The sequence below is a fragment of the Vibrio sp. RE88 genome (genome assembly GCF_013113835.1).
GTDB lineage: Bacteria > Pseudomonadota > Gammaproteobacteria > Enterobacterales > Vibrionaceae > Vibrio.
This window is the reverse complement of sequence record NZ_VTYQ01000002.1, coordinates 487,833-512,895: the sequence shown is the minus strand read 5'-3', so window position 1 is coordinate 512,895 and position 25,063 is coordinate 487,833. Positions and strand designations below refer to the sequence as shown.

The following is a 25,063-nucleotide window of genomic DNA, read 5'->3' as shown; positions in this document are numbered from 1 at the left end:
AATGTTAAGTCGTTTCTTTATCCAGCGTCCTAAATTTGCGCTGGTCATTTCTATTATATTAACGCTTGCAGGGGCAATTTCGCTTGCCGTTTTACCTGTGGCAGAGTATCCAAGAATCAGTCCTCCTTCTGTCAGTGTTTCCGCTTTTTATACAGGTGCGAGTGCAGAAGCGGTCGAACAGGCCATTGCTGACCCAATAGAAACCTCCGTCAACGGTGTCGAAGATATGATCTACATGTCTTCGAAAAGTGCCAATGATGGGTCTTACAACCTAAATGTGACATTTGATGTTGGTACTGATCCTGATATGGCTCAGGTCAACGTGCAAAACCGAGTGGCTCAGATTGAGTCTAAACTTCCGCAAGAAGTTCGAATGGTGGGTGTCACGGTGAAAAAACGTTCTCCGGACCTATTGATGGTTCTGAACTTCTATTCACCAAACGGGAAGTATAACGACCAGTTCCTCATCAACTACGTAAACCTGAATCTGAAAGACCAGCTTGCGCGTGTTAAGGGTATCAGTGAAGTAAACGTATTGGGTGGCGGTGAGTTCGCGATGCGCGTCTGGCTCGATCCGGAAAAGATGGCGAACCTAAATCTGACAACCAGCGATGTTCATTCCGCGCTAGCAGAGCAGAACGTTCAGGTAGCGGCGGGGCGTGTGGGCTCAGCACCATACAGCAGTGCGCAGGAAGTTCAGTTTAACCTTGTCACTAAAGGCAGGCTAGAAAGTGTCGATGAGTTTGAAAACGTTGTGCTTCGCGCCAATAGCGATGGCTCGACTATTTACCTCAAAGATGTTGCCCGTGTTGAACTGGGTAAGAAGTTTTACGACGGAACGGGTAAATTCCGAGGCCAAGATGCTTCCATAGTGACATTGTCACTTCAGTCTGGCGCCAATGCGTTGGAAAGTGGCAAAGAAGTGATGGAACTGCTCGAAGACCTCAGTGTGAATTTCCCTGAAGGTCTGGCTTATGAGACCAGCTATGACACAACGGTCTTTGTCGCTGAATCCATTAAGGGTGTTGTTAAAACACTGGTAGAAGCGATATTGCTTGTTATTGCGGTTACCTATCTTTTCCTAGGTAGTGCCCGTGCGACGCTGGTTCCTGTAATCGCTATCCCGGTATCTTTGATCGGTACATTTGCTTTCATGCAGCTGACCGGTTTTACGATAAATACAGTGACGCTGTTTGGTTTGATACTGGCAATTGGTATCGTGGTGGATGACGCTATTCTTGTCATCGAGAACGTCGATACGACAATGGCTAAAGATCCTTCGATAAGTCCGCGCAAAGCTACTCTGATTGCAATGAAAGAAGTGACGGGGCCTATCATTACCTCGACGCTGGTGCTACTTGCGGTGTTCTTGCCGGTTGCTATGTTACCGGGGATAACTGGCATCATGTATCGCCAGTTTGCTTTGACGATCTGTATTTCAGTGGTGATCTCGTCTATCAACGCTTTAACACTTTCACCTGCACTTTGTTCATTAGTGCTGAAGCAAGGAGGTGGAAACACCGCTCGTTGGTTCAAGGCGTTTAACGGCGGGCTTGAGCGCGTCACGAATCGCTATGGCCAAGTAGCGGGATATTTGGTTAAGAAATCCCTGTTGCTGGTCGTATTCTTCGTTGTCGCTGTGGCGGCGGTGAGCTTTTTCGCTAAAACAACGTCTACAGCATTTGTACCTCAGGAAGATAAAGGCATTTTACTGGTTAACGTTCAGCTACCTGACTCTGCGTCTTTATCACGTACAGAAGCAACGACAGCTGAGCTGGCTAAGATGATCGAACAAGAGCCGGGCATTGATGGCATCACAGTCGCAAATGGCTACTCGCTTTTAACCGGTGCGGCTTCATCGAATGGTGCGACTCTGTTTATCAAACTCCATGATTGGGAAACCCGAAACGGATTTGAAGGCGAGCATTCGGCTTCGGCGATTGCCAACCGAATCAACGGTCGGTCGATGATGCAACTTCCTCAAGCTGTCGTATTCGCGATGGGTCCTCCCGCTGTTCCAGGCATGGGCGCTGCATCGGGTTTCGAATTTGTGCTGGAAGATACATTGGGTCGAAGCCGTAGCGATTTAGCCGTGGTAATGAATCAAGTCATCGAAGAAGCGAACAAGCAACCGGAAATTGCCCGTAGCTTTAGTACGTTCCGAGCGAATGTGCCTCATTACTATGTCGATATTGATCGTGAGAAAGCGCAGCAGCTAGGTATTCCACTATCTAGCATCTTCCAAACGCTACAGGGTAACTTAGGCTCCTTGTACGTTAACGACTTTACCATGTTTGGTAAGAACTTCCGTGTAACGATGCAGGCTGATGCTGAACATCGTACTGGTATGGAAGATCTCGAGCGTTTCCATGTTCGTTCATCGGCAGGGGAAATGATTCCGCTAAGTACTCTGGTTAGTTACGAGCAGATCTTCGAGCCAGACGTAGCGTGGCGATACAATATGTACCGCAGTGCGATTATTCAGGGGCAGCCTGCACCTGGTTATTCAAGTGGTGACGCGATTGAAGCAATGGAACGTGTCGCGGCAGAAATATTGCCTCAAGGTTATCAGTACGAATGGACTGGTATGGCATATCAGGAAGTGCTTGCAGGCAACCAAGCGATTTTCGCCTTTGCTCTCGCATTAATATTTATCTATCTGTTCATGGTGGCGCAGTATGAAAGCTGGAGTATTCCGCTGGCGATCATTCTTGTGGTTCCGATAGCAACATTGGGCTCATTCTTAGCCTTGAACCTAACAGGAACGCCACTCAACTTGTACGCACAGATTGGTTTGGTGCTCTTGATAGCGCTCGCGGCCAAGAACGCGATCCTCATTGTCGAGTTTGCGAAAGTTGAGCGTGAGGATAAAGATGCAACGATTGATGATGCCGCTGTAAAAGGGGGTAAACTGCGTTTCCGCGCTGTTAACATGACGTCTTGGTCGTTTATCTTGGGCATTTTCCCGTTGATATTTGCTGCGGGAGCAGGGCACGTAAGCCAGAACTCATTGGGTATTTCACTGATCGGCGGCCTACTGTGTGTGCTGCTTGCAGGAACATTCCTGATTCCTGGCTTCTATGCATTGGTGCAGCGTCAACGTGAGAAAATTCATGGCGGTAGCACTAAATTAGTACCACTAGATGACGACTAATCCAACTTAATGCGATAATCCCCTCAGCCCTTTAAGCGAGGGGATTTTTTTCTAGGACGGTTATGAAAAATCAGAAAATTGGTTACATGGCGTTGGTGGTGGATGAGTATGATGAAGCCATCGAGTTTTATACTAAAAGGCTTGGTTTTGAGTTGGTTGAAGACACAAATCTAGGCGCAGGTAAGCGGTGGGTCTTGGTTTCTCCGCCTGGTTCCGACGGTAGCTGTTTGCTGTTGGCTAAAGCAAGCAATGAAGAGCAACTTTCTAGGGTTGGCAATCAAACGGGTGGGCGAGTCTTCCTATTTCTTCATACCGATGACTTCTGGCGCGACTACAAGGATATGCAGAAAAATGGCATAGAGTTTTGCGAGGAGCCACGAGTAGAAGAATACGGCACTGTCGTTGTGTTTAAAGATCTATATGGAAACAAATGGGATCTTCTTCAACTGAAGAAGTAGGGAGAGGTAATGCGAATTCTATTTGACGTTTTTGGAACCAAGATGTCCGTTGAACGTCGTAATGATGAGTGGATTCTGTATCGAGAGTCTGAAACAGGAATGCGAGTAAAAATATACGACGTTTATATTCCTTCAGAGCTTGCTGAGAATGAGCTGCTCACGTTTCTTGATGATATGTACCATGAACATGCAACCGCTACCCAGACCAAAGTGCTTCGGCTCAAGTAAAAAGCTCTGTTTAACAGAGCTTTTTATGGGTAGTTTATTTAGCCAGATATTTGTCCATTTCCTCAGTCGGCACCATTCCGCCTCCCGTTGCCCAGACCAGATGAGTCGCGTTTTGAAGCTGTGTGTCTGAAAGGCCAAGCCGAGTTAAATATTCTTTATCTTCTGAGACGATAACCGGCCCTTTCATTCCGGCCAATGCAGAGGGCTCAAGCTTAATATTTTCTGTCTGATGGAGCCTTTTAAGGTGAGTGAACAAGGTTTGATCTGAAACCGTGTAGTAGCCGTCGATCATACGCTCCATCGCCCTACCGACAAAGCCAGAGGCTCGACCAACTGCCAAGCCGTCCGCTGCCGTGACGTTATCTAGCCCAATATCCTGAACTGAAATTTCATCATGCAAGCCGGTATGGACACCTAACATCATGCAAGGTGAGTGTGTGGGCTCGGCAAAAAGACAATGTACGTGATCCCCAAACGCTAGTTTCAGCCCAAAAGCAACTCCTCCCGGACCGCCTCCTACGCCACAAGGTAGGTAAACGAATAGAGGGTGGTCTTCATCAACCAGGATGTTCATTTCATCAAACTGCGCTTTGATTCTCTCTCCTGCAACCGAGTAGCCGAGAAAAAGTGTTTTTGAGTTTTCATCGTCAATAAAAAAGCAGTTCGGGTCTTGTTCTGCTTCAAGGCGACCTTGCTCAACGGCAACACCATAGTCACTATCATATTCTCGAACGGTGACACCGTGATCGCGGAGTTTTGCCTTTTTCCACTCCCTAGCGTCAGATGACATATGAACAGTGACGTTAAACCCAAGTTTTGCGCTCATAATGCCAATGGATAAACCAAGATTACCCGTTGACCCAACAGCGATGCTGAATTGCGAAAAAAACGTTTTTAGCTCAGGATCAGCAAGTTTTTGATAGTTGTCGTCTATGTTTAGCAGCCCATGTTCAAACGCTAACTTTTCCGCATGGGTCAGAACTTCATAAATCCCGCCCCTTGCTTTAATAGAACCGGAAATAGGTAGGTGACTATCCATCTTAAGTAACAGCTGGCCGGCAATTTTGGTTTTGTACTCAGCTTCTAACGCTGATTTCATTGTAGAAATCTCACGAATTGGCGATTCAATGATGCCATTACTGGCTTGGGTTTGAGGGAAGACGTGAGCTAAAAACGGCGCAAAGCGTTGCAAACGTGAAGAGGCTTCATCGGCATCCGCTTTGTCCAATCCTACGTAAGGAAGTGCAATTTCAGTGGTGGTAACGGATGGGTTGAACCAGCTCGTTTCTTTCAGTTGAACAAGGGTATTAATTAGTGGGTATTGCTCGATGAGGTCGCGCATAATCAGTCATTGGCTTAAGAGTGATGGTTTGATTAAACCTGTGTTCGGCGAGACTAGCAAATGATCATTACTCACTGATGGGTGAATTTAATTCACTCAAATTAAGAGAGAGTTATAGATTTAAGATTTAGTTCGTATAAGATAAATTGATTCACTTTAAGCGAAGCCAGCATTAAGAAATGAAAATTGATACAAGTACGCGCATCAATACTCAGTTGAACGGAATTCAGCTTTCTAAGCTTTATACATTCGAAGTCGCCGCACGTTTGGGCTCTTTCGCTTTGGCTGCGCATGAGCTTTGCTTAACACCCAGTGCGGTCTCTCATCAAATAAACAAATTGGAGAACGAGCTAAATCTTCAGTTGTTTGAACGTCAGCATCGTAAGGTCACACTGACTTCTAATGGCGAGCAACTATTTGCATCTGTGACGTTAGCTTTATCTCAACTTAATAACAGTATTGAACAGGTAAAAAGTGGTCATGTCTCGGGTGGTTTGACGGTTTATTCTAGGCCTTCCTTTGCGCATGATTGGCTGGTTCCAAGGTTGCATGACTTCTGTAAACAGTATCCGTCAATCGACATCAAGCTGATCACGGGCAACGACACGCTTGATTTAAATCGGCATGGTATTGACCTCGCCATCTACTATAGCAATGTGACCCCTGACGCCAATTGGAGCTTAAAGCTAAATGAAGAACATGTGATCCCAGTTTGCTCGCCACATTATGCCAATCAATACGCTCTAAACGATGAGACTCGTGATCTCTCACATTGCACGCTATTGCATGACAATCAGGCATGGCACATTCACTCTCAGCTCGATGAATGGAAATATTGGCATGAACATTACGCTGAGTTTGATATACAAAATTGTCGGTCAGTCGGATTTGATCAGTCGACTCTTGCAGTAAGTGCAGCAAAACATGGGGCAGGGATTGCGATGGGGAGATGGAGTTTAGTGAAGGAAGACATAGAGCGAGGCGACCTTGTGATGCCTTTTCCTAACCGATTGATTAAATCAGGGTATTATTATTACCTTATTGGAGTGCAAAGAACGCTATCTGTCAAGCAGAAGTGTTTTGCGGATTGGCTCTCCCGTCAGCTACAAATATGCAAATAAAAAAGCGCTTTGTTTAAAAGCGCTTTTTACCTGTTGTCTAATTCTATTTTGATGTTTGGAATTCTGCTACGGCTTGGTCCATCTCACTCGCTTGCAAAGAAACTTTGTCGACTTCATTCAGGCAGTTTTGAGCAGAGTGCATGTTCCCTTCGGAGATGCTATTAAGCTCTGTAATCGACTCACTTACTTGGTTCATAACGATGCCTTGCTCTTCAATCGCAGAAGCTATTCGTTCCGAGTTAGCCTGAATATTGGTCATGTCAGTAATGATCTGACCTAAGCTTTCATCCAATGTTTCTGAAGCTCCTAGTGTTTGTTGTCCTTGCTCGTTACATTGATCTATATTGGTCACAACTGTTGCCATTTGGGTCTGGATAGCGGTGACGACTTTTGTAATTTCTTCAGTAGATTGATGTGTTCTACTTGCAAGCGCGCGAACCTCGTCGGCAACAACCGCAAAGCCTCGTCCTTGTTCACCAGCACGCGCCGCCTCGATAGCAGCATTAAGCGCTAATAAGTTGGTTTGCTCTGCAATACCTTGGATGATATTAACCGCATCACCAATTTTATCTACATGATCGTTTAAGGAGCTGATTGAACCTTGGCTATCAGACAGAATCGATGACAGCTGGCTGATGTTTTTCACAGTTTCTTCTACAACTTCTCTGCCATGCTGAGCATTGATTGAAGCTTGCTGAACCCCTTCAACCGCCACCGCCGTACTTTCTGAAATCTCATTTATGGTTGATACCATTTCTTGAACAGAGGTTGCCATCGTAGACGTGTGATCTGCCTGCACATGGAATTGTTCAATCACACTTTGCAGCTCGTTGTGCATACTTTGAGTGCTATATGTAAGCTCAGAAGACTTCGATTGAGTACCAGAAATAAGTGCTTCTAGTTTATCTAGTAACCGGTTGAAGTAATTACCGATGGATACGAGTTCATTTTTTCCTGATAGTTGAGAGCGAAGAGCAACATTATTTGAGCGAGCGATTTCCTGAATTATGGAAAGAAGGGCTGCGACTTGTAGATTGATCGATCGAGAAATTTGGAAAATGAAGCCGAGAATAAATACCACGACAGCAACACTGACACCTTGCTTGATTAAGGCAAGCTCATTTCTTGTTGCATTGCTCTGCTCATCCAAGGCACTGGCAAATGTTTTAAATTGCTTTTCTACGGTATGAGACAATCCGCGAGCATCGCCTAGTAAACCTTCATTGTACTTAAGGCCAATAATTCGCTTCTGAGAGACAACTTGATTCGCGGCCGATATAAGCTGACTTGCATTGCTTGGTAATAGCTGAGATTTGACTTCACCTTTAATTACGTTTTTATCAAACTCAAACAGGTTAACCAATTGCTCACTCGAGAGAGAAGGTTTTAGCGCCTTCAGCTCTTCATTGTACGCACCAAGCAGTTTATCTTCAGGTTTGAGGCCAAGTGCATCGAATGCATTGACTAACTTGGTAAATCCCGTTTGGTACTTCAAGATATCTTGTCGTACCTGCGAGCTTGAGGGCAGGCTGTTATCATCAAGGACTGGCGCAAGCTCAGATTCCAAATCAAGAAAGATATCCATATTCTTATTAAACTTGTCGAGATATTTCATGTCTTTCCTAAGTAGGAAGTCTTTTTCATTACGCCGGAGATTGAGAAGGCGTATCTCTAATTTTGCGACGAGCAAGTTGGCATGATTGAGCTGATTGGTGGTCTGGGCGAAATGAGAGGTTGCTAAAAGTAATGATACAACCCCTAAAATGGCGACTGCACCTAATGAATACAGTTTATTCTTGATATTCATGAGAGTACCTGAGTAAATTGAGCGGTTAGTTTTATTAGCTTCTTTGTGAAGAGTAGTTGCTATTTATAGATATATCAATTGACCTGGTCTGGCCAGAAAATATGGATACTAGCAATATTAAAGGTGGTAATTATCAGAATGTTGAAACAATTGGAGCGATATCAAGGTTTAATCTTTGATATGGATGGCACTTTAATAGATACCATGCCAGCACACCTGAAAGCGTGGGAAAGAACGGCCATTGAGTTTGGGTTTCCTTTCACACGGCAGTGGCTTCATAGCCTAGGTGGCATGCCAAGCTATAAAATAGCGGCTGAAGTGAATAAGAAACACGGTTTGACCTTGGACCCTATGGCCGTTTCAACCTTTAAAATGAAGACGTTCAGCGATCTGGAGGATTTTGGATTACCTATCGAATCGACAAATGAAGTACTCAATCATTTTTACGGTAAAAAGAAGATTGCGGTAGGGACGGGCAGTCAGCGAGAAAGCGCAATGCGGCTACTATCAGAAAGCCAGATCCTTGATAAGCTGGATACTGTCGTGACTGCGACGGATGTTAAACATCACAAACCTAATCCAGATACGTTTTTAATTGCGGCTCAAGAGCTTAACTTATTGCCAAGTGAATGTGTGGTTTTTGAAGATACAGAGCTAGGGAAGCAAGCGGCACATGCAGCGAAAATGGATTGTGTTATGGTTGAAAGCAGTGGATTGGTTTTCTATCCCTGCCCACAAGAATAAAAAGAGCCGCATTTATGCGGCTCTTTTTTAGTTTGTTACCTGTCCCAATACGTTTCTTCAAGGCTGTCTTCACGTTCAGGCAGTGCGCGGCTTAAACGAGGTGAGTGTTGGGTTAACACTTCGTAGCTTACTCGGTTCGCGTACTTACAGATTTGAGACAGAGAAGAATAGGTCAGGTAAGGCTGATCATGCTTCGATGAGTTTGGTACGTTTACTTGGTGGTGGCTGTTGGCCGCCATATCATGCAAAAGTGCCGACAGTGCTGCGTCTCCAGCACCGTTGGTATTCTTGATTTCTAGTGGTCCGCCTAGGTATGGACCAATATGAGAATACACTTTTACTGGTGTCGCGCAGTCGCTTTTACGCATAGCTCGGCTAAATTCGTACTTGTTGAACTCTGGAATGTTACCCGGCAGTAACGGTAGCTCAGTAGTACGCTTGACTGATTCTTCGGTGTAGCCTGCCATATAAAGGCCTACTGGGCCAGACGTACACAATACAAGATCAACCCATTCCAATGCTTTATCTGCAGCAAGAAGCGGATCTTTTTCGCCAGTCAGAGCTTCACCTTCTTCTTCGTTCATTGCAACGATAGAAATGTTTTCTTTAATGTAGTTTTGCCACCACTCCGCATTGCCTTCAATGACCCACTTTGTACCAAGAGTCAGTACAACAGGTACATTTTTAGACTTAGCAATCTCGATAGCGCGGGCAACTGCTTGCGGCATTGGATCTTCCGGATTTCCACGCATCAGATATGAAGACACAATTAATGCAGACGCTTTATCAAATACGTCTTCAGGAATACTATCCGGACGCAGTTTGTTCATGTGGCCTTCATTAATAGCAAACGTACGCTCGCCATTTTCTGAGATTAGTGTGTAACAGCGGCCGATAGAACCTTCTACCATTTGGAGGTGGTTTAGGTTCATGCGAGAAGAAGTGCGACATAGATAGCGGTAAGCAAAAGAACCTACTTCAATGTTCTTAGACATTACACCCAACAGGACAGATTTGCTGTCCGCCAACACTGAGTAGTTGTGAAGTGTGTTACCAATCGTATCACCAGGGTATTGGTGAGTAATGAGTTCACGCTTTACCAGCTCTTCATATAATGCGTCTGCTTTACTCTCTTCTAAGACCAGAGAATGACCTTTACTCAAGTCGTGCTTAGCTAGGAAGTCATCGTCGACACGAGCTTCAATATCAACAATTGTTTGACCAACGCCGACAATAATAGGTCGGTAAAGCTTTGGCGTTTGCTTCATTTGGTTGACAAGTGGATCACGAGCGTGAGTAGGGAAGTAGTGCTTAGATTTGCGCTGTCCAGGAAACTTCATTTTTAGAATGGGGTTGGAAATTTTCGCGCATCATATCACATCAATGTAAGATCGCTTTCATTTTTATTACACAAAAAAGAGCCAAACTGACATGTTTGGCTCTTTTTTCAACTACTTTTCAGTCGTATGGATGCCATAGGCTTTGGTACCCCATAAAGGCACCGTAGAAAGGCTGTGCTTAAAGCTACCCGATGTCTCTTTTGTAGAATAAGACAGATACATCAGAGTCTGGTTTTCTGAATCGAAAATCCGGCGAACCTTCATGCTCTTAAAGAAAATACTTTTGGACTTTTTAAACACTACTTCGCCATTTTTGGACTTATCGATTGCCGCAATCATTTCCGGTGTGATTTCACCCGTTTGACGACAAGAAATTGAACTGTCACTTGGATCAGCCAAGCTGAAGTCTGCTTCGATGGAAGCGATGTGGCAAGTGACTCCTGTGACGACAGGATCTTTGAGGTGATTGAGTTTAATGTCTTTCATGGTGAATAAACCCAGACTGACATCGCCCACTTCGTTATTGTCACAGGCGGTCAACCCGAGCGCTAAAAGAGATACGATCGCAACTTTCCTTAACATGGTGTTATTTGTCCCAATGATGATATTCCGTTAGTCAATTGGGCTAGTTTGACACAGAAATCGCCAGATATCCTTAAAATACTTGAGACATCAGATCGTTATCGCTAAGCTTCACGGTAATCCCGTTAAAGAACAGCGTTTCCAGATATGAGCAATAGTGCAATTTCGATTGTTGAAACTAAAAACCAATGGCTAAGCCAGCATATTGATGTTGAGTTTCCAACCAAAGAAAGCTTAGCGGGGCGGCAGCTATATATGGCGAAAAGCCAAGATAGCCAGTTTGAAACCTTAGTAAGCCTTCCTGAGCCTAGTACAGCGTTTTCAGAGCAAGATATCTTTAAAGTCGATTTTCATCGCCTCACCGTCATGTTCTCTCTGCTTCAGTCTAAAAGATGGGAAGAGCAGAATGAGCAAGAGTTAATCGTTGAGTTTTTGAGTCAGATAATCTTCTCAGAGCCATGTGATCTTTATGTTGGTTTTCAAAATGGAGAGCCATCCGCTGCTGCAATCATTACCAGAACGGAGCAAGACCTCTTAGTATCAGATGTTGTGAGTTTATCAGGCAATAAAGATGAATTCGTTGCCTCCTTATTAACGCACTCGACGTTAGAAGAAACAAATTGCGAAACGATATACATTGAATCTTAACTCCACACTCCTATACACAATTAGCCATTTCTAAACATCCACAGTCGCTACCAGTTTTGATCTATTTCGCCTAGTCAGCGCTCTGATGTTCTTTGTGTCATTAGTATTAAATTCATACAATTAGAGCATAATTTAGTGACAAGCTCGGTGTTTTTGTCATGAATTAAGTTACATTTATTTGAAGTGTTAACCCCATCATTTCAATCTCGATAGCCTGGAATAGTATTTTACGAAGTACGTTAAGAAAGGAAGACGGAATGGGTAAACCTCAAACTCAGTGTGTGATATTCGATTGTGACGGTACTCTAGTAGATAGTGAACGATTATGTTGTCAGGCGTTGTGCGATGTCTTTAATCGTTACGATGTCCATCTATCGTTGGATATGGCGATAGAGCACTTTGAGGGGGGGAAGCTTGCCGATATTCTTACCGACATGCGAGACCGGCTTGGCCTTTCTGTTTCTCTTGATGAACTAGAGCCTGTTTACCGTGAAGTACTCGAACAACTGTTTGAGGCGCATTTGAAACCTATGGACGGTGTATTTGATGTCATCAAATGCCTTGAAGCCAAAGGGATAGAGTACTGTGTTGCGTCTAACGGCCCTAAAACCAAGATAGAAAAAACACTACAAATCACCGGCTTGCTGCCTTACTTCAAAGGTAAAATCTTTTCTGCATTTGATACCAATAGTTGGAAACCCGAACCTGATTTAGTGCAATACAGCGCAATGAATATGGGCTTCAAACTGAATGAATGCATTTATGTAGACGACACACCAAAGGGGCTGGAAGCAGGAATTCGCGCTGGCGTTAAGACCGTCCACTTGGTTGGCCTTAACGATAAAATACATTCGGAAAAAGTCGTCAGGATTACAGGTTTGAGGGATTTAGAAGCGTTGGTTTAATCGTTAAATAACGTATTGATTAACGCTGATAAGTTTGGTCACTTTAGGTGTCACGATGGGCTGAGTGACCACAACCTGTTTAATATCTTCGAAAAACGTACCACATTGAGCACATAACATACTGTCTGTTTCTGACAGAAGGTATTCCTCACTGCCACATAGCGGGCAACACAGTACTTGTTCGTCTTGGTTTGATTCCATGAATGCTCCCGCAGCAAAAAGGACTAAAATTCTTAGTCCGATTAAGTCTTTTTAATTATTGTTAATCAGCTTAATAGCTAGATTATCTGTATGCAATGCTATTTTAGTTGAACAATCTCTTGAATATGCCCGGTTTGAGAGATTTTCATTAACTATGAGAGTGAATTCATAAAATTGACTGCGCTGGCCATTGAATTTGCGTCGAACAGCGTCGAAAGTGTCGCTATTTAGAAGTGACACGCCCTCAAGTAGGAGCGTGCTAATGCGTACCTATTTTCTATTTAACTAGCTGGACCGCTTCTCGTGTTAGTCTAGCGAGTTCATCCCAGTTTTTTTCTTCGACAAGTTTTTTGTCGACCATCCATGTGCCACCACAAGCTAAGACTCTTGGAATAGAAAGGTATTCTTGGATGTTGTTAGCGTTAATGCCACCTGTTGGCATTAGGCTGACATCGGAATATGGAGCAAGCAAAGCTTTCACCATGTTCACACCACCTGAAGCTTCCGCTGGGAAAAATTTTAGTGTCGTAAGACCCATTTCTAGAGCCGCTTCAATGGTACTTGGGTTATTTACGCCCGGTATAATATCAATTCCAATTTCCTGGCAGGCCTTAACGGTATTCGGATTAAATCCTGGTGAGACAATAAAAGTTGCACCGGCTTCCTTAGCGGCAATGGCTTGCTCTCTATTAAGTACGGTGCCTGCACCGATTAGCATCTCAGGTTGAGATTCTCTAAGTAAACGTATTGCTTCAATAGCAGCCTCTGAGCGAAATGTGATTTCAGCCGCTGGTAATCCGTTGTCTGCCAGCACTTTTCCCAGAGGGATAATATCTTTTGCATCTTCAATAGCGATGACTGGAATGACTTTGAGTTTTTGTAATTGTTCGTTGATAAGTGACATCGTTTTACCTTATTAAATGATTGCGAGCTGGGTGTTCTGAGGGGCAATATTAGAACTACTCAGTTAAGCGTAAGGCTGTAGAGCAAAAAGGGCTCTATACAATAAAGCCCTTTGTTTGATGGTCTTAAATTCGATCTGCAAGATAAGCTTCGTAATCTGGAATTTCGATGTCGACTTCAGATTCGATTAGATCAGATTCGATTAGGAAGTTAGCCGTTGCGCGGTTAGTGGCGACGGGGATGTTCCACACACTCGCGATACGGAGTAGGGCTTTTACATCAGGGTCATGTGGTACGGCATTAAGTGGATCCCAGAAGAAGATAAGCATGTCTATTTTTCCTTCCGAAATCAGGGCCCCAAGTTGTTGGTCGCCGCCCATCGGTCCGGAAATCATGCTTTTGATGGCTAGGCCTGTTTCTTTACTCAGCATCGAGCCTGTTGTGCCGGTCGCGTACAGGAAGTGGCGTTGAAGCTTCTCTTTGTGCTCAGTAACCCAGCGAAGTAGCTCAGGTTTACAGTTATCATGAGCAACAAGAGCAACATGTTTGTGTGCAGGCATAGTGCGAGTTGTTTTCTGCATTCTAGATTGTTCCCTAATATTTCTAATTATTTACGTAAAATGTTGGTCGATACTCTGATGGAGACAACGAGTCTGATATCACCTGAGGTTTTAAGTTTTTAGGTGTCAGTGCCTCAATGATCGGAGCTTCACTGTTCTCGTAAGGTTGACCTTTCAGATAGCTTACCGCTTGTTTTACAGATAATCGACCTTGTTTAACCATTTTGTCAGTAGGCGCAAATTCCACGCGATTTCTCAGCAGCCCACGATAAACGCCGTGACTGAGATAAGTCGAAATGAGCCCTATCTGGTCCGTTTTTCCTGCTGTCCTTAACTCGCTGATCGCCGCTTCAATGGCTACAGCGCTACCAACTATATAGTCAAGGTCTTCGCGCTCGATAGATTGCTGGACAAGGTTTCGCTGAAGCTCTTTATCATTATCTGCCCAGTAGGTTTCCACAATCTGAATATCACTGTCTTCAATTGCACTGAGAAAACCGCGGATAACAGGCTTGGTCCCACCGCTAGAATCTGGACCGGGGAGCAAAACAATCTTTTTAATCCCGGAACCTTGGGGGTGCTTGTCTTTCAAATATTGACCTGTGTAATAACCCATCCAATACCAATCGACACCAACTTCGCCTTTGAGCTGTTTTCTCGAATGACTACCCAAAATCAGCTCATTAACACTCGCGAAAACAGGAACATCGCCTGCAAATTGGCGCAAATTGTTCATGTATAAATCCGGGGCGACTGTACCCAGAATAATGGCGTCCGCCTTCCATCGCTGGCAGTTTTCCAATTGTTCTTTTTGTTTAGCCTGATTTGGGTATCCACCTGCTTCGAGTACTTTCAAATCAACCCCAAGTTTTTTCGCCTCGTCCACCATGCCATAGTTTACAGACAGCCAGTACGAGTCTTTAAGGTGAGGGTAGAGTGCGCACAGTTTTAGAGGCGCTTCAGCGGCAGACAAAGAAGTCGACATTAACGAGCACGCCGCAATGGCCATTATAAAAAATCGTTTTAAAGAGAAAGCTGGAAGCATGATGTATATCGTTGGTAATCATTACATAAACACTGCAAAATATAGCGTATTCCCACAGTGCAAAGAAGTGTGGTTGCTTAATGTTACTTGCTAAAGCCAGTATTGGTCGAAAGTTGTTGTTTGCTTTTCTCGCAATGGCGCTTTTAGTACTGATTTCCGCGTTGATTGGTGTGTTTGGTTTTTCATCGGTCGCAAAAACAGAAAGGAACGTCGTCAATTCCGCTATCCCTTCGATGATTGAGGCGCGGCAAGTCTCTGAGCTGAGTTCACGAATCATCTCTTCTGTGCAGACCCTCTCTAATTCAAAGTCCGAACTTCAGCGCCAAAAATCGGGTAAAGAGTTGTTTTCTCAACTGGAAAGTTTACTTCAACATATCAAACAACTGGGTTCAGATTCTTTTGATTCCAAACTATTAAGCACACTGGAAGCAGACGTTCAAACCGTAATCGATACTTTAGTTGAGCTAGGTATTGTTGTAGAGAAAAAACTTCTTCTGGAAAAAGAACTGGGCTCGCGAACAGGGGAGCTCAGGGAGCAGGCTTCTGAATTGGAACAATTGACGCGTACACAGGTTTCCAATACCAGTACCATTGCCATCGCGAATGTCACTCATATTTACGATTTGATAGAAAAGGCGCGCACACAGCAAGCGTACCAAGCTTTAGACACACTTGTTGAAGTGGATTTAGACCTCGCAGAAAGGCTGCACGAGTTACACCTGCTCGCATTTAAAATGCTTAACCACATCGAAGAAGCTCGTACTATTTCGGATATCGACCGTATTCATACGGTCAGAGAAGAATTTGTCAGTAACCTTGAGATCATGAAACGCCGAGTACGAGCGGTAGAAGATCCAACACGTTCTATCCAAATGACTGAACTGCTAGAGCAATTAGAAAAAGGGGAAGTCGTATTTGATGTTTTGCATCAACGCTACCAAAACGAACGAGCGTCACAACAGCTAATGCAGGACACGTTGATACAATTTTCAACGCTAAACACCACAGTGAACAAATTGGTCGATGATTCAAACCAAGCCACGACACGAGCTGTGGACAAGCTCAAAACAACGTTGGATTATGCTCAACTCAGCCTGACGATAATTACGGTTTTAGGTATGTTGATCGTCATTTTGATCGTTTGGAAAGTGGTTTATGTATCGGTACTTAAACGCTTAGCAGAATACTCGTCCGCTTTGTCGTCTATCGCGCAAGGGCAACTGAAAGTCGATATCACTGTGAAAGGCAATGATGAGCTAGCGCATATGGGTCAAGCCATCATCACAGCGAGAAATACGGCTCAATCATTAAAAGTAGTCGCAGAAAGTGAAGCAAAAGCAAAGCGAGAGTTACAAGAACATAAAGAACACCTTGAAGAGCTTGTAACTGAGCGTACTCACCAGCTGCAAGATACTAACAAACGCCTCAATCACGAAGTACTCAACCATGCGAAAGCGCGCCGACAAGCAGAGCAAGCGAGTCGAGCAAAAACGGCGTTCTTAGCAACGATGAGCCATGAAATTCGAACCCCAATGAATGGGGTACTCGGTACTGCAAGGCTGCTTAAAGAGAATGGGCTGAACTCAAAACAAGGCCACTTTGTGGATGTGATCAATCGTAGCGGTACCACATTACTTGCGATCTTGAATGACGTGCTTGATTACTCGAAGATCGAAGCGGGTCACCTAGAAATAAGGCCTGTTGATTTCAACCTCTTTGACATGGTGGAAGATGTTAAGCAATTGCTTGATGGTAGAGCTAAAGAAAAAGGCATTGAAATCAGTACCTTGATAGAAAGCGATGTAAGCCAGTTTTTATATGGTGACGTAACCCGTATTAGTCAGGTGTTAACCAATCTAGTCGGAAATGCCGTTAAATTTACAGAGCAAGGCCACATTGATATCTATGTAACACACGACCCGGATCAAGACGGTCAGGTGTTGTTCGAAGTGTCTGATACTGGCATCGGTATCAGCCAGGAAGAACAAGAGACTTTGTTTGACGCTTTTACTCAGGCTTCTGGTGGTATGAGTAGCAAAGGTGGTACGGGGCTTGGTCTCGCCATAAGCAAACGCATTGTGGAAGCCATGGGTGGAGCACTGCTGCTTGAATCTGAAGTCGGACAGGGGAGCCGATTCAGTTTTAGTGTCCCTCTGTCTCAAGGTAGCAAGGTTCAACCTAAAGATCTTAATGCTGGCTCAACGTTAAAAGCGAAAGTGCTGCTGGTGGAAGATAATCCAGTTAACTGCCTAGTCGCGGAAGGGTTTCTAGAAAGTCTAGGCCACGAGGTAACAACGGCGAATGATGGCAATTCCGCTGAGGAGATTTATTCTCAACATGATTTTGATATCGCTTTGCTTGATATCAACCTCCCTGACTGCAATGGCGTAGAGCTGTTAGAGAAATTGAAACGATTTAATGGTGACGCTGTCACACCCATGATTGCGGTTTCAGCTCACGTTTACGATGAAGAAGTACAAAGCTACCTTGCTGCAGGATTTGATGGCTATCTGCCCAAACCTTTAGATAAAGATGCGTTGTGCCATATGATCAACGCGAGTTTGCAAGGCCACTCGCTGGTACTAGAACAAGCGGATTTCAAACCAACTGACCAGCAAGATAGCGTGTTACTCATCGACCCAAGCGTTGTCAGTAAAGATTTTCTCATTCTTGGGAGCGAAAAAATGAGAGAAATCATCACTCTGTTTGATAAGGGTGCCGACGAAACATTGAATCTTATGCAAACAGCCGCTGAGCAAGATGACCCGAATCAAATAAAACAACTCGCACACAAGTTGAAAGGTTCAGCCGGAAGCTTGGGTCTGCTAGCATTGTTTGACGCTTGCTTAAGTATAGAAAAATCTCAGCAGCCAGTTAGTGATTATCTGGCGGATAAAGCTCAGCTTTTATCGCTGGTCGAAAGCTCAAAACAAGCGTTGAATCAATTGGTTGACTAGGTAGAACTATGATAGAAATTGCATCTCCTCGACTTTCGATGCGTCAGATTACAGAAACAGATTGGCCACTTTTTTTGCGCCTACATCAAGAAGAAGAAGTGATTCGTTACGCGTTTGATCAACCTGAACTGGATGATATTCGCCAACGATTTGAATCGCGATTGCCTGTGTGGGAATGGGGAAGCGGACATTGGCTATGTCTTGTCATCAGAGATAGTCAAAACAATCAACCAGTAGGCGTAACAGGTTTGTGTATCGAAGATGAGTCAGATGACTCTGTTGAGATCGGTTACTTACTGCTTCCTGAATTTCATGGAAAAGGCATTGGGACAGAATCTTTGCTTGCGTTAATCGATCACGTAAAGCAATCCCTACCTATGGTAAAGAACATTAACGCAATCGTTACTGATGGTAACGTAGCGTCCTGCAAAGTGCTTGAAAAGGCCGGTTTTGAGTTAGTAGAAAGAGAAGAAAATGCATACCAAATTGGTGGCAAACTCTATGACGACTTGATTTACCGCTTCCACTTATAATGTTTAAGCTTTGTAGGCAACCACAGATAGCGTCAGCAACAATTGCGCCGTGTAGTAGGTAATCATGATGACATGGCGCGCGAAAGCTGAACTGGATCGGAATCGGTCTACGGCTAGCACAATGTCTGATGTTATAAATATCAACGCTCCCATGACAGCGAACGCCGCTGACTGCGCGTGATCCACTCGCCAGTACTCAATCGCCGCCCAAGCCATTCCCAGAATACCTAATGAATAGAGTGCCACAGGAAGTTTCATGTTTCCGAGAGCGGGGAGCAGTAGTAAGAAAACGATAATACCAATCGACAAAAGTAGTAGCGGTAGCCACCAATTTATCGGTCCATCGAGTTGGGTATAAAAAGCGAAAGAGTAGATAAAGTGTACCAGTAGGAAGGCCGTTAACCCTTGGACAAATTTATCTTTTGGGTGCATGAGCAGTATGTCGCCAACAACCGAAACAAGTAATCCTGCTGCCATCCACAAAGCGTATTGGCCAACCACCTCATGCAGTGAAATTGACATAAAAGCCATGAGCAAGATTGGTAAAACTTTGGTGGCGTAAAACAACCAGCGAGGGCCGCGATCAATAGTCCAAACGTGAACAGCACACAGTGCTAGGATTAGCAGCCACATTTCTCTTTTCACCCATATAAAAAAAGCAGCAATATTGCTGCTTTTTAGCGTACTAACAGGGTGTTAACTAAGCAATAGCCTGAGTTAATATTTCGCGGCTTTCCTTTAGAGTGATCGCTTGGTTTTCACCTAGCGCTTTCATGCCATGAAGCTCTAACTGACTCACTACCGAGTCGATCGCGCTTTGCTTGTCGCTACCATGTTCTGTCAATTGTGTTGATACCGTCATTGTCTGATAGAAGTTTTCTATAGCATCGATGGTACGCTCAGCTAAGTCATCACCTTGTTCTAGACCAAATACATTCACGCCCATTTGCTCGAGTTTGGCGCGTTTGTGAACCAATTGGTTACGAAGAAGAGAAGGCTGAACGATGGCCAGAGAGCGTGCATGGTCAACGCCCCAAAGTGCTGTCAGCTCGTGGCCAATCATGTGAGTTGCCCAATCTTGCGGCACACCGCTGCCGATTAGACCATTCAGAGCCTGGTTTGCTGACCACATTAGATTCGCACGCCAAGCGTCGTCGTCACGATTGTCAAAATCTTCGCCGAGCTTCTTCAGAGTGCGAAGTAGAGTCTCTGCATAGCCATCCTGAACCATTGCGCCATGGTTCGTCGTCAGGTATTGCTCACACACGTGCACCCAAGCATCGACAATACCGTTGATGAGCTGCTTTTCAGGAAGCGTCTTCATCACATCAGGGTCCATAACAGCAAATTTTGGCTGTACGAATGGGCTAAGGAACGCAAGCTTATCCTGAGTTTCAGCTTTTGTAATAACCGCACCCATATTGGACTCTGAGCCTGTTGCCGGCAGCGTTAAAACTGCGCCAAGTGGTGTCGCCTCAGAAACTTGATGGTTACCCGTTAGGATATTCCAGCCGTCACCATCATATTTGGCAGCAGCTGCAACGTACTTAGAGCCATCAATAACAGAACCGCCACCGACGGCAAGAATGAAGTTAATGCCTTGCTCTTTAACAATCGCGACCGCTTTATCAAGTGTTTCTTTTGTTGGGTTTGGTTCAACACCTGAGAACTCGACCCATTGGTGACCGTTCAATGCCTCAGAAACCTGATCATAAACGCCGTTACGTTTGATTGAGCCACCGCCGTAGATGACGAGAACTTTATCTTGAGGTTGAATCGATGATTGAATGGAACTGATTTGACCTTGACCAAACAGAATCTGGGTTGGGTTAGCGTAAGTAAATTGCATTGTCATTCCTCTTGCTTCAGTTTATCGCCTGATAGGGCAGACTGATTTGGTGTCCCGAGTTTCGAAACACTTCATTGTTTGAATGCATAATAGTATTGAAACTCGCTTTGAAAAATATCGAATCCTCTGTTTATGTTGCCTATTCCTACTTTTTGTATATTCTTATTGAAAATTAACAGGAGGTGGCATGACACTCGCTCAATTAATGCAGCAGTATGTTGATACCCATAATTTGAATGATCTCGAAGGGGTCAGAAAGACCGATCTTGACGGTGTTTGGTTTTATCGCAGTAGTACTGGAAACACTCGCCAGCCCTTTATTTATCAGTCTGGTGTCATTGTGTTGGGGCAAGGAAACAAGATCATTCATATTGGTAGTGAGCCAGTTAAGTATGGGCCTAATGACTACTTAGTTGTTGGTGTGCCTATGCCTTTGGAGTGCGAGGCATTTCCAACAAATGGCGAGCCACTTCTTGGATTAACTGTCGATATTGATCCTCAAATGTTACATCGTCACGTTAATAAGCTTGAATCACTTGGATACGCACCTCACAAAGAACAGCCGCATTACACCTGTGGATTGCGCTCTGTTAGTATGGAAGATTCTATGCTGGACACCTGCAAACGAATCATGCATGCCTTGTGTAATCCAATTGAGCTATCACTACTAGGTGACTCTCTTAAAGAAGAGTTGGCCTATCGAGCATTGACCAGTAGTGAAGGGCATGTGTTGTTTGATTTGGCTCACCATGAAGGTCAATATGCGCGCGTCGCTAAAGCTCTGGATAAAGTCCATCGAAGCTACAGTGAAACACTGTCCGTACAACACCTTGCTGAAGAAGCCAACATGAGTATGTCTGCCTTTCACAGCGCTTTTCGACAAATCACTCTTGAGTCACCTATTCAGTACATTAAAAAGGTGCGCTTAAACAAAGCGAAAGAGCTAATCCAGTTAGAAGGGAAGAAAGTGAATGATGCGGCGAGACTGGTTGGTTACAACAGCGTTTCTCAGTTCTCACGGGAATACAAAAGACACTTTAATGAAACACCGACAGGATTAAAGCTGGTGAGTTGAAAAACTAAAAGAGGAAAGAGACGGTTAAATAATTACTGTTTTTTTATCAAACCAGTAACAGCATAATTCCTCATGTGAAGAGAACAACGTACAAGTTGTTGATTTGCATACCCCTATAGGAGATCTAGTCAGTCTCTTACATTAGCCCTCTTAACTCGATGAGATAAGAGGGCTATTTTTTTATCTTAAGAAAATTGATAGTTTTCAGGAACAACGACGATACCTTTTTCCGAAATATGGAAGCGTTTGGCATCTTCAATTTTGTTTAAACCAATTTGAGTGTATGGCGGGACCTTTACATGCTTATCAATAATACAGTTGACTAGCTGGCTACCTTCTCCAACTTCCACATCATCAAAAAGAATGCTGTCCACCACGGTTGCGCTGTCGTTGATGCGAACATTGGGTGACACCACTGAATGCTGAACAGACCCTCCGGAATTAATCACACCATTCGCAATGATGGAGTTGATAAAAATCCCTTCATTTCCTGTTGCAGAAGATACGGTGCGGGCAGGGGGGCATTGCGCTTCATAAGTTCTGACAGCCCAATCAGGTTGATAAAGGTTCATAGGAGGAATCGGTTCAAGCAAGTCCATATTGGCCTCATAAAACGAATCCAATGTACCTACGTCTCGCCAGTAGCAATCTTTTGCTACTCGGCCTTTGTCATTACAAAAGTCGTACGCATAAACCGATTGTGTATCAATGAGCTTAGGAATAATGTCTTTACCAAAGTCATGATTTGAGTCAGGACATTCAGCGTCGTCGTCGAGTGCGGTTCTCAAAACATCCATATCAAAGATGTAGATTCCCATAGACGCCAAACTGCGATTAGGCTTGCCTGGAATCGACGGTGGGTCGAGAGGCTTCTCAATAAATGAAGTGATCAAGCCGCTGTCATCAGTATCCATGACTCCAAATTGAGTGGCTTCCTCACGGCTTACATCCATGCAAGCGATGGTGAGCTTGGCATTGTTTTGTTTATGCTCTTCAAGCATTGCAGCGTAATCCATTCGATAGATATGATCACCTGACAAAACCACAACATACTTAGCATCACTGCGGGAAAGCAGCCATAAGTTGTGGTAGATAGCATCCGCCGTACCTTCATACCACTTGCCACCCCCTCTCATTTGTGGCGGGACAACAGAAATGAACTCTCCAAGTTCTGGATTAAATATCGACCAACCGTCGCGTAAGTGCTTTTGTAGAGAGTGGGATTTGTATTGGGTAAGAACGAGAACTTTTCTAAGACCGGAATGAAGGCAATTGGTGAGGGCAAAATCGATGATTCGGTACTTGCCTCCAAATGGAACGGCGGGTTTCGCTCTATCATCTGTCAATGGGCTCAATCTTGAACCCATCCCACCTGCGAGGACTACCGTGAGTGTATCTTGCATGCCTTTCTCCCTGAAACAGTGCGTTATTTGCTTTCAGGAAGGCTATTTCAAGTTTTAAGCCAATATTCAACTTGTTGAGCTACCTTGGTCTGCCAACGATTCTTGTGAAGATAGTGCACTATTTGCTGCACCAACAAAATGCATTGCACCATAATTAGGCAACGGTACTCATCTCTTCAGAGTCAAGAATCGATACGCAATTTCGACCTAGTGATTTCGATTCATACAACGCTACATCAGCACGCTTGTAGGTGTTTTCGACAGAACCATCCATATCGGTGACACCTACACTGACGGTAATCTGCTCATCGTGTTCGATGGATACCGATGTGCGTAAACGGTTAGTGACGATTTCGGCTTCTTGTATGCGAGTGTGAGGCATGATGATCGCAAATTCCTCACCACCGATTCGTGCGATGAAATCGGTTTCTCGAAGGTGAGCACTTAAGACTATCCCAACCGATTTAATGATTTTATCGCCTTCGTCGTGACCCAATCGGTCATTTACACGCTTGAAGTGATCGATGTCCACAATGGCAAAGCAGGTCGGTTCTGCATGGTTGTAGCGCTTGCTCTTTGCGCATTGCGCCGCCATTTCCTGGTCAAACTTACGTCGATTCCATAAGCCAGTCATGGAATCTTTTTCGCTCATCTCTCTCAGACGGTTTTCAAGCTCTTTACGGTGAGAAATGTCGACAAAAGAGGCGACGTAAAATTGAATAACACCACTGTTGTCAGTGACTGTCTGAATACGTAGTATCTCAGTAATATGAGAGCCATCGCGACGCTTGTTAACGACTTCACCTTCCCATAGGCCTTCTTTTTCAAGGATCTTCCACATATTGATGTAGAACTCTTGTTCATGTTTATTGGCGGCAAAGAAAGAAGGCTGCTTGCCTTTGACTTCTTCAAAGGTATAGCCGCTGACTCGGGTAAACTCTTCATTGGTCTTAATAATTCGATTCTGACGATCGGTGATCAACATGGCGGACATGCCATTCATCGCCGCGCGGGCAATTTGGCTTTCCATACTGTTCTTGGTGTGATTGTAATTCCACGTAACAAAACTGAATGCGATGAGCAAAATGATCATGTACACCGAAGCGGCTTGAATTGAGAGTTCAGTTTTACGTTCAAGGTAAAGTTGGGCTGCATCGTGTTGGGACACTTCCGCGACAAGGATAAAGTGCAGCGGTCTATCAAGAGTGTTGAGCTCCGCCTTGACGTAAGACAACCATTTTCCTTCCTCAAAAATGGTCCCATGCTCATTGAACTGAAGTTGGCGCCATAATTTCGGGTACAGTTTGCTTAACTTAAACTCAGAATTTTCCTTCGCGATATGGCCCATAATGTTCGTCATATCCTTAGCCATGACGTAATAGCCCTGAGAGTTAAAGACATCCGGTAAATCGTCATTCACCTTGTTGTACGCCAAACGTTGATACAAATAGTCAAAGTCGAGGTTTGCGATGAAGTAGCCCCGCCGTTCTGAATGAATGTCGATGGGGACGATGACTCTTAAACTCGGCGTTAACGGCTGGGCAATTTGATTGTTTTCTCTTTCTAAATCAATTCCGAAAGTGCCTATGGTGTTTGCAGGCAGATTTTGAGCGAACTTGAAATAATCTCGGTGGAATTTGTTCTGCAAAAACTCTTCTGGAACCACCACGCTCGCACGTTGGCCATGATTAATACGTACCAATTCTTGGCCACGGCTGTCTAAATAACGAAGCTGAGAAAAGTAGCCCTGAGTCCGGGCGACTAACAGCCAGAAGTCCTGCAGTGTTCCGCGGTTCATATCGTTTGGCTCCAACACTGCGCGATGGAAGATGCCATTACTAGACAGAAATTTTACGGATTTAAGAATTTTAGAAGAATGGGATTTTAGTTCTGAACGTGCGTATTCGAGTTTTGTTTGAGTCAGACGATCGACTTGTTGACGCGCATCTTCTTCGACCTTAGAAAGCTCGTTCGCGAAATAAAGCGTTGGCACGAAGGCGAGGGTGATGAATACAAGCATGAACTGCAGGAAGATGCGGGAATTTATCTTGAACATTTCGCCCCAATGACGCCAGGAATCTACTTAATAATACTGTGAATAATTATATGGTCTTTTATTGGTTTTACTGTGAGCAGTGTGGAATATCCCACGATATTGATTCAGATGCTGGGCAATATGATGCATTGAGTTAGCGTAAGTGCTTATAA

22 protein-coding genes are annotated in these 25,063 nt (G+C 44.4%); 10 read left to right on the top strand and 12 right to left on the bottom strand.

Annotated features, from left to right (window positions below; all coding sequences use genetic code 11):
- Position 1: 1 nt before the first annotated feature.
- From F0265_RS05805 to F0265_RS05795, 3 genes are all read left to right on the top strand, one after another.
- Positions 2-3,154: a multidrug efflux RND transporter permease subunit gene (locus F0265_RS05805; RefSeq protein WP_171748157.1), complete on the top strand. Its 3,153-nt coding sequence runs from the start codon at positions 2-4 to the stop codon at positions 3,152-3,154.
- Positions 3,155-3,216: 62 nt separating this feature from the next.
- Positions 3,217-3,612, top strand: a complete 396-nt coding sequence (locus F0265_RS05800; RefSeq protein ID WP_095663844.1) for a VOC family protein — start codon at positions 3,217-3,219, stop codon at positions 3,610-3,612.
- Between the two features lie 9 nt (positions 3,613-3,621).
- The gene (locus F0265_RS05795) at positions 3,622-3,840 is read left to right on the top strand and encodes a hypothetical protein (protein WP_006960940.1); all 219 of its coding nucleotides are present in this window, start codon (positions 3,622-3,624) and stop codon (positions 3,838-3,840) included.
- A 34-nt stretch (positions 3,841-3,874) separates the two neighbouring features.
- On the opposite strand, the gene F0265_RS05790 is transcribed toward F0265_RS05795, so the two are convergent.
- Positions 3,875-5,182, bottom strand: a complete 1,308-nt coding sequence (locus F0265_RS05790) for a D-serine ammonia-lyase (RefSeq protein ID WP_171748156.1) — start codon at positions 5,180-5,182, stop codon at positions 3,875-3,877.
- A gap of 179 nt (positions 5,183-5,361) precedes the next feature.
- On the opposite strand from F0265_RS05790, the gene dsdC reads away from it, so the two are divergent.
- On the top strand, positions 5,362-6,303 hold the full coding sequence (gene dsdC, locus F0265_RS05785; RefSeq protein WP_171748155.1) for a DNA-binding transcriptional regulator DsdC: 942 nt from the start codon (positions 5,362-5,364) through the stop codon (positions 6,301-6,303).
- A 43-nt stretch (positions 6,304-6,346) separates the two neighbouring features.
- On the opposite strand, the gene F0265_RS05780 is transcribed toward dsdC, so the two are convergent.
- Positions 6,347-8,110: a methyl-accepting chemotaxis protein gene (locus F0265_RS05780; RefSeq protein ID WP_171748154.1), complete on the bottom strand. Its 1,764-nt coding sequence runs from the start codon at positions 8,108-8,110 to the stop codon at positions 6,347-6,349.
- A gap of 138 nt (positions 8,111-8,248) precedes the next feature.
- Here F0265_RS05780 and F0265_RS05775 point away from each other — a divergent pair, with 138 nt between their 5' ends.
- Positions 8,249-8,854 (top strand): beta-phosphoglucomutase family hydrolase, encoded by a 606-nt coding sequence (locus F0265_RS05775; protein ID WP_171748153.1) that lies wholly within the window; start codon positions 8,249-8,251, stop codon positions 8,852-8,854.
- A 35-nt stretch (positions 8,855-8,889) separates the two neighbouring features.
- On the opposite strand, the gene F0265_RS05770 is transcribed toward F0265_RS05775, so the two are convergent.
- Positions 8,890-10,194 (bottom strand): inosine/guanosine kinase, encoded by a 1,305-nt coding sequence (locus F0265_RS05770; protein ID WP_171748152.1) that lies wholly within the window; start codon positions 10,192-10,194, stop codon positions 8,890-8,892.
- Positions 10,195-10,305: 111 nt separating this feature from the next.
- Positions 10,306-10,776, bottom strand: a complete 471-nt coding sequence (locus F0265_RS05765; protein WP_019276223.1) for a CreA family protein — start codon at positions 10,774-10,776, stop codon at positions 10,306-10,308.
- Positions 10,777-10,923: 147 nt separating this feature from the next.
- On the opposite strand from F0265_RS05765, the gene F0265_RS05760 reads away from it, so the two are divergent.
- Together F0265_RS05760 and F0265_RS05755 are read left to right on the top strand one after the other, a co-directional pair.
- Positions 10,924-11,424, top strand: coding sequence for a flavodoxin (locus F0265_RS05760; protein ID WP_171748151.1), 501 nt, complete (start codon positions 10,924-10,926; stop codon positions 11,422-11,424).
- A 257-nt stretch (positions 11,425-11,681) separates the two neighbouring features.
- Positions 11,682-12,329, top strand: coding sequence for an HAD-IA family hydrolase (locus tag F0265_RS05755; RefSeq protein WP_171748150.1), 648 nt, complete (start codon positions 11,682-11,684; stop codon positions 12,327-12,329).
- A 3-nt stretch (positions 12,330-12,332) separates the two neighbouring features.
- Here the strand turns inward: F0265_RS05755 and F0265_RS05750 are convergent, their stop codons facing one another.
- The 4 genes from F0265_RS05750 to torT form a co-directional block, all read right to left on the bottom strand.
- Entirely contained in the window at positions 12,333-12,530 is a 198-nt protein-coding gene (locus F0265_RS05750; protein WP_171748149.1) for a hypothetical protein, read from the bottom strand.
- A 277-nt stretch (positions 12,531-12,807) separates the two neighbouring features.
- Complete coding sequence (locus F0265_RS05745; RefSeq protein WP_171748148.1) at positions 12,808-13,434, bottom strand: bifunctional 4-hydroxy-2-oxoglutarate aldolase/2-dehydro-3-deoxy-phosphogluconate aldolase; 627 nt, start codon at positions 13,432-13,434, stop codon at positions 12,808-12,810.
- Between the two features lie 124 nt (positions 13,435-13,558).
- Complete coding sequence (locus F0265_RS05740) at positions 13,559-14,014, bottom strand: methylglyoxal synthase (RefSeq protein ID WP_171748147.1); 456 nt, start codon at positions 14,012-14,014, stop codon at positions 13,559-13,561.
- Positions 14,015-14,036: 22 nt separating this feature from the next.
- Complete coding sequence (gene torT / locus F0265_RS05735; protein ID WP_253809348.1) at positions 14,037-15,002, bottom strand: TMAO reductase system periplasmic protein TorT; 966 nt, start codon at positions 15,000-15,002, stop codon at positions 14,037-14,039.
- A gap of 116 nt (positions 15,003-15,118) precedes the next feature.
- Here torT and torS point away from each other — a divergent pair, with 116 nt between their 5' ends.
- Together torS and F0265_RS05725 are read left to right on the top strand one after the other, a co-directional pair.
- Complete coding sequence (torS, locus tag F0265_RS05730) at positions 15,119-17,995, top strand: TMAO reductase system sensor histidine kinase/response regulator TorS (RefSeq protein ID WP_171748145.1); 2,877 nt, start codon at positions 15,119-15,121, stop codon at positions 17,993-17,995.
- Positions 17,996-18,003: 8 nt separating this feature from the next.
- Complete coding sequence (locus tag F0265_RS05725) at positions 18,004-18,528, top strand: GNAT family N-acetyltransferase (RefSeq protein WP_171748144.1); 525 nt, start codon at positions 18,004-18,006, stop codon at positions 18,526-18,528.
- A gap of 3 nt (positions 18,529-18,531) precedes the next feature.
- Here F0265_RS05725 and F0265_RS05720 read toward each other — a convergent pair whose 3' ends face one another.
- Both F0265_RS05720 and F0265_RS05715 read right to left on the bottom strand, forming a co-directional pair.
- Positions 18,532-19,161: a lysoplasmalogenase gene (locus F0265_RS05720; protein WP_171748143.1), complete on the bottom strand. Its 630-nt coding sequence runs from the start codon at positions 19,159-19,161 to the stop codon at positions 18,532-18,534.
- 67 nt (positions 19,162-19,228) lie between these two features.
- Complete coding sequence (locus F0265_RS05715) at positions 19,229-20,377, bottom strand: iron-containing alcohol dehydrogenase (RefSeq protein ID WP_171748142.1); 1,149 nt, start codon at positions 20,375-20,377, stop codon at positions 19,229-19,231.
- Positions 20,378-20,564: 187 nt separating this feature from the next.
- Between F0265_RS05715 and F0265_RS05710 the strand changes: the two genes are divergently transcribed.
- Positions 20,565-21,452 carry an AraC family transcriptional regulator N-terminal domain-containing protein gene (locus tag F0265_RS05710; RefSeq protein ID WP_171748141.1) on the top strand — a complete coding sequence of 296 codons (888 nt, stop codon included), beginning with the start codon at positions 20,565-20,567 and terminating at the stop codon, positions 21,450-21,452.
- 185 nt (positions 21,453-21,637) lie between these two features.
- Here the strand turns inward: F0265_RS05710 and glgC are convergent, their stop codons facing one another.
- On the bottom strand, positions 21,638-22,855 hold the full coding sequence (glgC, locus tag F0265_RS05705; RefSeq protein ID WP_171748140.1) for a glucose-1-phosphate adenylyltransferase: 1,218 nt from the start codon (positions 22,853-22,855) through the stop codon (positions 21,638-21,640).
- Between the two features lie 154 nt (positions 22,856-23,009).
- Positions 23,010-24,911, bottom strand: a complete 1,902-nt coding sequence (locus F0265_RS05700; RefSeq protein WP_253809346.1) for a diguanylate cyclase — start codon at positions 24,909-24,911, stop codon at positions 23,010-23,012.
- Positions 24,912-25,063 lie beyond the last annotated feature (152 nt).

What these genes read in the sequence shown, in the direction of transcription:
- F0265_RS05805 (WP_171748157.1), top strand. Translation starts at nt 2, where the DNA reads ATGTTAAGTCGTTTCTTTATCCAGCGTCCTAAATTTGCGCTGGTCATT.
- F0265_RS05800 (WP_095663844.1), top strand. Translation starts at nt 3,217, where the DNA reads ATGAAAAATCAGAAAATTGGTTACATGGCGTTGGTGGTGGATGAGTAT.
- F0265_RS05795 (WP_006960940.1), top strand. Translation starts at nt 3,622, where the DNA reads ATGCGAATTCTATTTGACGTTTTTGGAACCAAGATGTCCGTTGAACGT.
- F0265_RS05790 (WP_171748156.1), bottom strand. Translation starts at nt 5,182, where the DNA reads ATGCGCGACCTCATCGAGCAATACCCACTAATTAATACCCTTGTTCAA.
- dsdC (WP_171748155.1), top strand. Translation starts at nt 5,362, where the DNA reads ATGAAAATTGATACAAGTACGCGCATCAATACTCAGTTGAACGGAATT.
- F0265_RS05780 (WP_171748154.1), bottom strand. Translation starts at nt 8,110, where the DNA reads ATGAATATCAAGAATAAACTGTATTCATTAGGTGCAGTCGCCATTTTA.
- F0265_RS05775 (WP_171748153.1), top strand. Translation starts at nt 8,249, where the DNA reads ATGTTGAAACAATTGGAGCGATATCAAGGTTTAATCTTTGATATGGAT.
- F0265_RS05770 (WP_171748152.1), bottom strand. Translation starts at nt 10,194, where the DNA reads ATGAAGTTTCCTGGACAGCGCAAATCTAAGCACTACTTCCCTACTCAC.
- F0265_RS05765 (WP_019276223.1), bottom strand. Translation starts at nt 10,776, where the DNA reads ATGTTAAGGAAAGTTGCGATCGTATCTCTTTTAGCGCTCGGGTTGACC.
- F0265_RS05760 (WP_171748151.1), top strand. Translation starts at nt 10,924, where the DNA reads ATGAGCAATAGTGCAATTTCGATTGTTGAAACTAAAAACCAATGGCTA.
- F0265_RS05755 (WP_171748150.1), top strand. Translation starts at nt 11,682, where the DNA reads ATGGGTAAACCTCAAACTCAGTGTGTGATATTCGATTGTGACGGTACT.
- F0265_RS05750 (WP_171748149.1), bottom strand. Translation starts at nt 12,530, where the DNA reads ATGGAATCAAACCAAGACGAACAAGTACTGTGTTGCCCGCTATGTGGC.
- F0265_RS05745 (WP_171748148.1), bottom strand. Translation starts at nt 13,434, where the DNA reads ATGTCACTTATCAACGAACAATTACAAAAACTCAAAGTCATTCCAGTC.
- F0265_RS05740 (WP_171748147.1), bottom strand. Translation starts at nt 14,014, where the DNA reads ATGCAGAAAACAACTCGCACTATGCCTGCACACAAACATGTTGCTCTT.
- torT (WP_253809348.1), bottom strand. Translation starts at nt 15,002, where the DNA reads ATGGCCATTGCGGCGTGCTCGTTAATGTCGACTTCTTTGTCTGCCGCT.
- torS (WP_171748145.1), top strand. Translation starts at nt 15,119, where the DNA reads ATGTTACTTGCTAAAGCCAGTATTGGTCGAAAGTTGTTGTTTGCTTTT.
- F0265_RS05725 (WP_171748144.1), top strand. Translation starts at nt 18,004, where the DNA reads ATGATAGAAATTGCATCTCCTCGACTTTCGATGCGTCAGATTACAGAA.
- F0265_RS05720 (WP_171748143.1), bottom strand. Translation starts at nt 19,161, where the DNA reads ATGTGGCTGCTAATCCTAGCACTGTGTGCTGTTCACGTTTGGACTATT.
- F0265_RS05715 (WP_171748142.1), bottom strand. Translation starts at nt 20,377, where the DNA reads ATGCAATTTACTTACGCTAACCCAACCCAGATTCTGTTTGGTCAAGGT.
- F0265_RS05710 (WP_171748141.1), top strand. Translation starts at nt 20,565, where the DNA reads ATGACACTCGCTCAATTAATGCAGCAGTATGTTGATACCCATAATTTG.
- glgC (WP_171748140.1), bottom strand. Translation starts at nt 22,855, where the DNA reads ATGCAAGATACACTCACGGTAGTCCTCGCAGGTGGGATGGGTTCAAGA.
- F0265_RS05700 (WP_253809346.1), bottom strand. Translation starts at nt 24,911, where the DNA reads ATGTTCAAGATAAATTCCCGCATCTTCCTGCAGTTCATGCTTGTATTC.